The 1,352-nt window shown below is 52.3% G+C and carries 1 protein-coding gene; it reads left to right on the top strand.

Translation table 11 applies throughout. From position 1 onward, the window contains the following. Positions 1-1,235, top strand: a 1,235-nt coding sequence (locus Q0628_RS15475) for a DUF3656 domain-containing protein (protein WP_298772538.1), incomplete at its 5' end; no start/stop codon positions are given. Positions 1,236-1,352: the final 117 nt, after the last annotated feature.

Below are 1,352 nucleotides of genomic sequence, written 5' to 3'. Positions count from 1 at the left end.
GTATTACATTAGAAGCTATTGCTTATAAAACTGATACATCTGGTAAATGGCAATTAGTATTTGCTGGTGATGATAGTGATATCGTTGACTCTACATTAACATTTGCTGATTATGTAGAACTTGCAAAGAAGGAACTTTCTGCACTGAGCTCCACGGCCTATAGGCTCGAAAAACTCGATCTTCAAGTCTCTCACGAAGCCTTTATCCCCGGCAAGGTCCTTCGCACGCTCCGCCAGAACGCCATCGAAAATCTCGATCGACTGCGTTGCACAAGGCCATCCCTCGGTGCAGACGCCTCCGCAGGCAAGGCTTTCCTCGCCCAAACCGCACGGAACTCCAACACCGCCCAGAAACCGAACGATACAAGCCGCAAAGCGACCATTTCGGTCTTGGTCCGCAACCCCGAACAAGTCTTCGCCCTAGAAGGTCTATCCATTGACAATGTCATCATGGACTTTGATTGGGGCGTCAAATACGAGGAACCCCTACAGCAGATCCACGAACTTGGCTTCAAGGCCGGCATGGCCACACTCCGTATTCACAAACCAGGCGAGAACCATTACCTCAAGAACATTTTGCGTCTGGCCCCGGACTTTGCGCTGGTGCGTAACCTCGGCGCGCTCTCTATCCTCAAAGAAAGCAGCATTCCTCTTACGGGCGACTACAGCCTGAACGCCGCCAATAGCGCAAGCTACGACTGGCTTCTCTCGCAAGGTCTTTCGACACTTCACCCCTCGTGGGATCTTAACAGCACGCAGCTCTTTGACCTGCTCGAAAACATCGACGGAACACGCCTCGAGCTCACCTTGCACCAGTACATGCCCGCCTTCCATTCGGAATACTGCGCCTTCGCCCGCGCGCTTACCACGGGCCGCCGCTTCCCCGAATGCGACAAGATTTGCACCAAGCACAAGGTGGAAATTCTGGACCACAAGGGCGAACGCCACTTTTTGCAGAGCGATGCAGAATGCCGCAACACTTTGTTCGTAGGCAAGCCGCAATCAGCACTCAAGCTGTTACCCCAACTTCGCCGTGCGGGAGTGTTCCACTTCCGACTCGAAATGCTCACCGAAGATGCCGAAACGGTTCGGCGCAAGGTACTGATTTACACGCAGGCCATCCAAGGTAAGATTTCGGTCGAAGAAGCCATCCGCGAAGCGGGCATTCAAGAAAAATACGGTCTTTCCGATGGCCAGCTCTTTAACGAAAGTACCTGGCAAGACCGCAAGAAATAACGTACACGACCATTTGAAAGAAGCCCCGCCGCACCTAGAATTGGCGGGACTCCCTAACTGAAAGTTGCTATCAGGTTAATGATGCAATTTACCGGCATTCACCGGCACAGATAAATG

The organism is uncultured Fibrobacter sp., assembly GCF_937877005.1.
Classification (GTDB): Bacteria; Fibrobacterota; Fibrobacteria; order Fibrobacterales; family Fibrobacteraceae; genus Fibrobacter.
This window is presented reverse-complemented; position numbering and strand designations above follow the sequence as displayed.